General features: G+C 33.4%; 7 protein-coding genes and 1 tRNA gene. 5 read left to right on the forward strand and 3 right to left on the reverse strand.

What is annotated here, in order from left to right; all coding sequences use genetic code 11:
* Window positions 1–1,187 (forward strand): ABC-F family ATP-binding cassette domain-containing protein (locus ACY65O_RS00820; RefSeq protein ID WP_462218948.1); only part of this gene is annotated, 1,187 nt, incomplete at its 5' end.
* Between the two features lie 79 nt (window positions 1,188–1,266).
* Here the strand turns inward: ACY65O_RS00820 and ACY65O_RS00825 are convergent.
* The 3 genes from ACY65O_RS00825 to ACY65O_RS00835 all read right to left on the reverse strand — a co-directional run bounded on the left by ACY65O_RS00825 (window position 1,267) and on the right by ACY65O_RS00835 (window position 4,657).
* On the reverse strand, window positions 1,267–2,586 hold the full coding sequence (locus ACY65O_RS00825) for an OmpA family protein (protein ID WP_462218949.1): 1,320 nt from the start codon (window positions 2,584–2,586) through the stop codon (window positions 1,267–1,269).
* A gap of 10 nt (window positions 2,587–2,596) precedes the next feature.
* On the reverse strand, window positions 2,597–3,145 hold the full coding sequence (locus ACY65O_RS00830; RefSeq protein WP_462218950.1) for a hypothetical protein: 549 nt from the start codon (window positions 3,143–3,145) through the stop codon (window positions 2,597–2,599).
* 99 nt (window positions 3,146–3,244) lie between these two features.
* Window positions 3,245–4,657: an MATE family efflux transporter gene (locus tag ACY65O_RS00835; protein ID WP_462218951.1), complete on the reverse strand. Its 1,413-nt coding sequence runs from the start codon at window positions 4,655–4,657 to the stop codon at window positions 3,245–3,247.
* Between the two features lie 250 nt (window positions 4,658–4,907).
* Between ACY65O_RS00835 and ACY65O_RS00840 the strand changes: the two genes are divergently transcribed.
* The 4 genes from ACY65O_RS00840 to ACY65O_RS00855 all read left to right on the forward strand — a co-directional run bounded on the left by ACY65O_RS00840 (window position 4,908) and on the right by ACY65O_RS00855 (window position 7,785).
* A tRNA-Arg gene (locus ACY65O_RS00840) sits at window positions 4,908–4,981 on the forward strand.
* 180 nt (window positions 4,982–5,161) lie between these two features.
* Window positions 5,162–5,989, forward strand: a complete 828-nt coding sequence (locus tag ACY65O_RS00845; protein ID WP_462218952.1) for a DNA adenine methylase — start codon at window positions 5,162–5,164, stop codon at window positions 5,987–5,989.
* A gap of 6 nt (window positions 5,990–5,995) precedes the next feature.
* The gene (locus ACY65O_RS00850; RefSeq protein WP_462218953.1) at window positions 5,996–6,940 is read left to right on the forward strand and encodes a ParB/RepB/Spo0J family partition protein; all 945 of its coding nucleotides are present in this window, start codon (window positions 5,996–5,998) and stop codon (window positions 6,938–6,940) included.
* On the forward strand, window positions 6,937–7,785 hold the full coding sequence (locus tag ACY65O_RS00855) for a hypothetical protein (protein ID WP_462218954.1): 849 nt from the start codon (window positions 6,937–6,939) through the stop codon (window positions 7,783–7,785). Before ACY65O_RS00850 ends, ACY65O_RS00855 begins: the two co-directional genes overlap by 4 nt.
* The last annotated feature ends 145 nt before the right edge of the window (window positions 7,786–7,930 follow it).

A 7,930-nucleotide genomic window follows, 5' to 3' on the forward strand; every position in this document is an offset into this window, starting at 1 on the left:
GCTTTAAAGCAAAAGCCAGTAAAGCTGCAGCAGCACAAAGTATTGTTAAGCGGCTTGAAAAATTAGACCGCATTGAAAATGTAGAACTGGAACGCCCCAATATGCGTATAAATTTTGCTATTGATAAAACACCGGGAAGAACTATTGTTACTTTAAAACATGTAAGCAAAAGTTTTGGTCCCGCCATTGGCGGGATAAAAATATTGGAAGACACGGGTGCAGAAATTGACCGTGGTGATAAAATTGCTTTAATTGGCGCTAATGGAAAAGGGAAATCCACCTTATTAAGAATTATAGCTGATACCGAAAATTTTGATGGGGAAAGAATTTGGGGGCATAATGTAGATGAATCATTTTATGCACAGCACCAGCTGGAAGCGCTCAATCAAAATAATGATGTGCTGGAAGAATTAAAAGATGCCCGTAGCGGAAAAACCGATTTGGAATTAAGAAGTTTATTAGGTGCTTTTTTATTTAGTGGCGATACTGTTGAAAAGAAAATTAAAGTATTAAGCGGTGGCGAAAAAGCAAGGGTTGCATTGGCCAAAACAATTGCCAGCAAGGCTAATTTTTTAATGCTGGATGAACCTACCAACCACTTAGATATTCACTCGGTTGATTTATTGGTAGAAGCATTAAATAAATATGAAGGCACTATAGTTTTAGTAAGTCACGACAGGTATTTTATAAGCCGTATCGCTAATAAAATTTGGGATATTGATAATTATAAAATAAGAGAATTTAAAGGCAGTTATGCAGAGTGGGAAGACTGGAAAGAAAGAAAAGAAAAAGCAGATGCTGCATTATTAAAATCAGAAGGAAGTAAACAAAATTCCGGCAATAATAAACAGGCAGAAAAAAAAAATACACCTAAAGAGAAGGAATCAAAAACTATTGCTCCACCCGTTACGAATAATCAACAGCCGGTTATTGATAAGGAATTAAAAAAAGAATTACAAAAGCAAAAAAATCGTTTTCAACAATTAGAAGAAAAAATAGCCCAGATTAATAAAAAGAAAATTGAACTGGAAGCCGCTTTAGCATTACCCGAAATTTATAACGACAAAACTAAATTTTTGCAAGCCGAAACGGATTATAAAAATGCCGATTTTGAATTACAGAAACTGAATGCGGAGTACGAAATTGTTTTTGAAAAAGTAATGGAGCTGGAAGATAAAATGAGCTAAAATAATTTTTGAATATCAACTCAATAAAAAATCCCTCCAAAATTTTGGAGGGATTTTTTATTATTGAAAAACCTAAAAATTAATAGTTTCTTGCTTTCATTTCTACTCTCCTGTTTTTAGAACGTCCGGCTGCGGTTTTGTTATCGGCTGCAGGCATATCCTGTCCATGCCCTGTTGATGTCATTTTACTTTCATCAACACCTTTGCTTACCAAATAAGCTTTAACTGAAGCTGCTCTTGCTTCGGATAAAGACTGATTTTTAGCAGCATTACCTGTATTATCAGTATGGCCATCAATGTCAAGTTTAAGAGAAGCATCATCAGCCATAATCTTTGCCACTTCGTTTAAAGACTTAAAAGATTTTGGTAATAATTTTGAGCTGCCAGTTGCAAAGAAAATATTCTTAGCTGCATAATTAATTTTATCAATTACAGCCTGAGAAATTACAGGGCAACCAAAGTTTGATGCAGGTCCTGCTTCGTTAATACATTTATCTTCTTCATCATTAACGCCATCTTTATCAGTGTCAGGTATTGGGCAACCCTGGTAACGGGCAACACCCGGAACTGTAATACATTTATCTTCTTCATCATTAACACCATCTTTATCTGTATCAGGTATTGGGCAGCCATTATATTTTGCCAAACCTTTTACATCAGGGCATTTATCATCGGCATCAGTAATACCATCACCATCTCTGTCGGGGCAGCCCTGTAAAGAAGCCAAACCAGCAACATCGGGACATTTATCATTATCATCAGTAACACCATCACCATCCCTGTCTTTTGGAGTTTCTACAACAGGTACTGGAGGAGGTGGCGGCATCCTTTGTCTTTCTTTGCCGAAACTTTGAGCAACACCCAAAGAATAAAACAAATTATCCCCAATTACATCTTCTGTTAGTGTAAATTTATATTGTGCCTGAAGAAATAAATAGGTAAGATTACCGAAATTAACCTGAACACCAACGCCTGCAGGAATATAACCACCAAATTTTTTATTATACAAACCTACTCCAGCACCTGCAGTTAAAAAAGGGGCTACTTTGCTTTCATCTTTAAAAGGCCTGACATTTAAAGTGGGTTCAAATTCCAATCCTATTTGTGCTTTTCCACTATTGCCCTGAATATTGCTGTAATACATAGCGTTTAATTTAAACGCCACATCAATTTTAGAAGTAAGTCCTCTCCAGTAAGATAAAGAAAGACCTTTATCCATTTGAGGTATAGTGCTGTAAACATTACCACTAACCGGGTCTTTAATACCGGAAGGAGCTTTAAAGTCGGCCAAATTAAAATGAAGCCCTAATACAGAACCTTTCTTAGACTGACTTTGTTGCCCAAAAGTATTGGTGCAAATAATTATAAGCGCTAAAATTAATCTTACTGCTTTTTTCATGTTTTTTAATTTAAAAATGTTGAGCAAACCCAATAGAGTAAAAAAGATTATCTTCTGCTACATTTTCAGTTAAAGTAAATTTATACTGTGTTTGAACAAAAATATAGGTAAGGCTGCTGAAATTAACCTGAATGCCAAGGCCAGCAGGGATATAGCCACCAATTTTTTTATTATACAAACCAATACCGGCACCAGCAGTTAAAAAGGGTGCAAATTTAGTTGCATCAGTAAATGGACGTACATTTAAAGTTGGCTCTAATTCCAATCCTACCTGGATGTTCCCATTATTACTTTTAATGTTGCCATAAAACATGCCGTTTAATTTCACCGCCAGATCAATTTTGGAAGTGAGGCCTTTCCAGTATGATAAGGATAAACCTTTATCCATTTGAGGTATAGTGCTGTAAACGTTTCCGCTTACCGGATCTTTTATACCAGATGGGGCTTTAGGATCGGACAGGTTAAAATGAATTCCGAGAAGTGAACCTTTTTTTGCCTGAGAAAACACAGTTGTTGAAAAAATAGTTAACGCAATGATGAGTGTTAGTTTTAGTTTCATAATTCTTGTTTTAGTAAAATAATAGCAGTTATTACATAGCAAATATAATGTTAAATTTATGTAAAGGCAAAAATAGAATATATATTTTATGCTGTTAATTTACACTTTTACCAGCTTCCATTTTCCTTTTTTAAAGATAATAATACCTACTACTGCAAGTAAAGTTTCAGAAATACCTATTGCTATATAAACACCTGATGGACCCATCTTAAGATATTTTGCCATAAAATAGGCTAACGGTATTTGTAAAACCCAATAAATAAATATATTAATAATGGTAGGGGTTTTAGTATCGCCTGCGCCATTAAAAGCCTGCACTATTATCATTCCATAAGCAAAAAATATGTAGCCCACTGCTAAAATATGAAGGCATAAAGTTCCGGCTTTTACAGCCACTTCATCAGAGGTAAAAAACCGCATAAGTATTTCGCCAAAAAAGAAAAATATCACAGATACTAATGCAAAAAACAGCAAGGTTAAAAACGCAGTTCTCCACACGGATTTTTCTGCTCTCTCCGGTTGGCCTGCTCCCAAATTTTGCCCTACTAATGCTGCTGCTGCATTAGCCAATCCCCAGGCGGGCAAGATGGTGAAAATGCAAATACGTATGGCTGTTACATAACCGGATGTGGTGGATTCGCCAGATTCTGCAATTATCCTTGCTAAAAATATCCAACTGCAACTGCCAATAATAAACTGAAACATTCCACCCAATGAAGTTTTTAAAATACTGCGGATTATTTCAAAATTTACTGCAAATTGTTTTTTTGCAAGTTTTGTAATTTCCTTTCCATTAAAGAGATGATAAAACTGGTACAGTACCCCAACTGAACGGCCAATTGTTGTAGCAACTGCTGCTCCCAATAGGCCCATTTTTGGTAAAGGCCCAATGCCAAAAATCAACAAAGGGTCTAACACAATATTTATAGCATTAGCAATTAACAACGTTCTCATAGCAATAGATGCATCGCCTGCTCCCCTGAAAATTGCATTGTTTACAAAAAGCAGCATGATTACAATATTACCCGTAAGCATTATTTGGGTAAACCTGTAGTTTTCCTGCACCACTTTGGTGCTGGCTCCCATAAAACTTAATATTTCTTTTGGAAAAATAAAGCCAATAATGCTGATTATAAAAGAAAAAAATACAGCCACTATTATACCCTGTGCTGCTACTGCAGATGCTGCAGCAAAATCTTTTTCACCAGAGCGCCTGGCCACCAATGCCATAATACCCATTGCTAAACCCCATGCAACGGAATATAAAATGGTAAGTGCTGCTTCGGTTAAGCCAACTGTTGCCGAAGCCTGTGCGCTGATTTTATTTACGAAATAAATATCTACTAAAGCAAAAACTGACTCCAAAACCATTTCCAGTATCATTGGTACAGCCAGTAAAAAGATAGCCCTGTCAATGCTGCCGATTGTAAAATCTTTTACATCGCCCCGTACTGCCTGTTTAAATAATTGAAAAATGGATAGTTTTTTTGATGTTAGAATTGTTTCTGACATGATATAATTAATTAGAAAAGTAAAAAATAAAATGAAGCCGGAGATTAATTTGAATACAACTTAAGGAAATTGCGGCTAACGTAAAACAGGCCATAATTTTTAAATGGCCATTTGTCCTTAAGTGTAATTAAAACTTCATAATTCGGTAGTTGTAGATTGCAAATATATAAAAATGTTTTTCAACCTTTATTATTGACAGGATTTTTTATGTGCATTTTTTTTATTTGCCTTATATTTGCAGCCCAATTGAGGACCGGTAGCTCAGTTGGATAGAGCATCAGCCTTCTAAGCTGAGGGTCATTGGTTCGAATCCAATCCGGTTCACATAATTAATTTTAAAAACCTTGATAGTATTTGCTTTCAAGGTTTTTTTATTTTATTGGGGACATTAGAGGGGACAATTTTTTGTTTTCTTAAATCAGTTATATAAAATAAGTTATTTAATTTTAGAATACTTAAGAAAAAAAGTGTAATATTAAATTAAAAATATAATCAAGTGATCTTATGATAATTACTGATGAGGTAGTGTTTAAAAAATCAGTCATTCGTTGGGCAGGTGGAAAACAATGGTTAACAAAGAGTATAAACGAATTTATTCCAAAATATTATAACAATTACCATGAACCATTTTTAGGAGGTGCCGCTATGTTTTTATTTTTAAAACAGCCTAAAAAAAGCTTTATATCGGATAGAAATGAGGAATTAATAAATTTCTACATTCAGGTAAGAGATAATTTGAAGTTGCTTTTAAAAGAATTAAAATCCTATAAAAACGATGAGGAGTATTATTATACAATACGAAGTAGGCTGTGCGATAATGATGTAAAAAGAGCAGCAAGGTTTTATTATTTAAATAAAACAGGATTTAACGGAATATATAGAGTTAATAAAGGAGGCATTTATAATGTTCCTTATGGTAATCGTGATCTTGAAAAGCTTTTTAATATTAAAGAATTTCAATGCTTACAAAAAAAACTGTTGAATGATGTTGTGATCAACTCGAATGATTTTGAATTGAGCATGAAAAATGTAAAAAAGGGAGATTTGGTATTTTTAGATCCGCCCTACACAGTTGCTCATAATAATAATGGGTTTATTGAGTATAATCAAACAATTTTTTCTTGGGTTGATCAAGAAAGACTTTGCGAAGTAATTAAAAAAATAGACAATAAGAAAGCTTATTTTATTTTGACCAATGCTGTACACGATTCAATTTTTAAGTTATATAAGAATGTAGGAAAAAAATTTGAAATTGAAAGACATAGTACTATAAGTGGGCATGTTAAGAATAGGAAAAAAGTATCTGAATTAATTATTACAAATTGTATTTAATTCTTTATGATTCAAAATAAGTTAGATGATATTCCGGTTGATCTAATTGAGCCGAATCCTGATAATCCTCGAATTGTTTTCAGGCAAAGCGAAATGGATCAGTTGCTTGTATCAATAAAAAAGTATGGTATACAAGTACCAATAACTTTATTCAGAAATAAAGGTAAATATATACTTATTGATGGCGAAAGAAGATGGCGTACTGCAAAAAAATTAAATTTAAAAACAATTCCTGCCATAATTCAGGACAAGCCTGATCAGCTTGAGAATCTCTTAATGATGTTTAACATTCATTCTTTAAGAGAACAATGGGACTTATTTACAATCGCAAACAAATTAACTACAGTTATCGAATTATTGCATAGCAAGAATAGTAGTTCGCCAACTGAAACTCAAATCAGTGAATACACAGGACTTTCACGTTCAACAATTAGAAGGTGCAAATTATTGATTGAACTTCCCAATAAGTATAAGGATATGATATTGGTGGAACTAGAAAAGCCAAAGCCTAAACAAAAACTTACTGAGGACTTTTTTATAGAAATGGAATCCTCATTAAAAACAGTAAAAAATAACTTCCCTAATTTATTAACTCATTCAGATAATGTAAGAGATAATTTGATAAGAAAGTATCAGGATGGGACTATTAATAACGTTGTGCATTTCAGGCAGATTGCAAAATTAGCAACCGCCCCAAAAAATGTTTCTTACTCAAAAAAGGAAGCAGCTTCAGCTCTAAAAGATATTTTTTCAAAAAATAAAGTAAGTATTGAAGATGTTTATAAATCAACTGTTGGTGCATTGTATGATGAAAAGAAAACACTATCCACACTAAAGAATGCACTAATTCACGTAGAAAATATTACTCAAGAAGATTTATTTGACAACGAAATAGTTTCTACTCTGAAAAAACTTCATTCTGCCATCTCTAAAATTATTGATGGCCTATGAGTAGCAGTAAATTCCCATTGCTTAGTTCTTACATGGCAGATCTCGCCGAATCTGCTGAATTTATAATAAGAACAAAATATAAGCTTGGTAAAGCAATAATTGATGAAGAAATTTCACCTAACGTTGGATGGCGACCAACATTACTTTGGAAAACAAAGGAAATGTATATTGCTTGCGAGGTATCTGAAAGACCTAATCCACCTGTATTAGTTACTGCATGTGCAGAAATTATCAATTTAGGTTTACCAGTAAAAATGATCTCTGCATTTCCAATAGAACATTCTTTATCACTTAGTATTTACCAATCGGAAAAAACTAAAGTTAAATCATTTGGAATTGGATTATTGCCGGTCGATTCTAATAAGGTTGGAAGTTTCGAACATTATGGAATTCCTGTCACCCTACATTTGCCTTGCCCAACAATGAAAACCTACCATAAGAGTATTCATAAGGCAATAAGTACTGCATATGATATTTATTTAACTGATCCTCCTCATGGAGTTCAGGAATTGGGACAAGTAATTGAAAAGATATTAATAGATCTTGCTGATCAGGCAAAAACAAAAGGTAAATTAACCAAAGGGAGTTTTAAAAATAAAGAAACATATGTTGCTCAAAATATACTTATTGACGATTTGATAGCAGAAAAAATAACAGATAAGGCTCTCTTAAAAAAATGTAGCGCTTTTGCTGATGATAGAAATTCTGTAAGCCATAAACCTAAAACTATTGCAGAATCTAAAAAGCTACTTGATAGGATTAAAGAGCAATTTAAAACAGGATTATTTATTCTGGAAGATTTGCCTGAAAAAATGAAACATGATAAATATATTTTTAATTATTAAACCCTCTCGGTCAGGAAGGGGTAATTAAATATATTTTGCATACTTGACAGTACAATAAAAAATGCTTGCTTTCCTAGTACCAATCAAAATTGGGTTTTTCATTTTCAGGTAATTGTTCAAATTCTATAATCTTGGCGTTTATTCG

This window comes from Ferruginibacter sp. (assembly GCF_031430955.1).
Classification (GTDB): Bacteria; Bacteroidota; Bacteroidia; order Chitinophagales; family Chitinophagaceae; genus Ferruginibacter.

Bases quoted from the DNA above. Each gene is read 5' to 3' on its own strand.
- ACY65O_RS00845 (WP_462218952.1), top strand. From the start codon at position 5,162: ATGATAATTACTGATGAGGTAGTGTTTAAAAAATCAGTCATTCGTTGG.
- ACY65O_RS00830 (WP_462218950.1), bottom strand. From the start codon at position 3,145: ATGAAACTAAAACTAACACTCATCATTGCGTTAACTATTTTTTCAACA.
- ACY65O_RS00835 (WP_462218951.1), bottom strand. From the start codon at position 4,657: ATGTCAGAAACAATTCTAACATCAAAAAAACTATCCATTTTTCAATTA.
- ACY65O_RS00850 (WP_462218953.1), top strand. From the start codon at position 5,996: ATGATTCAAAATAAGTTAGATGATATTCCGGTTGATCTAATTGAGCCG.
- ACY65O_RS00855 (WP_462218954.1), top strand. From the start codon at position 6,937: ATGAGTAGCAGTAAATTCCCATTGCTTAGTTCTTACATGGCAGATCTC.
- ACY65O_RS00825 (WP_462218949.1), bottom strand. From the start codon at position 2,586: ATGAAAAAAGCAGTAAGATTAATTTTAGCGCTTATAATTATTTGCACC.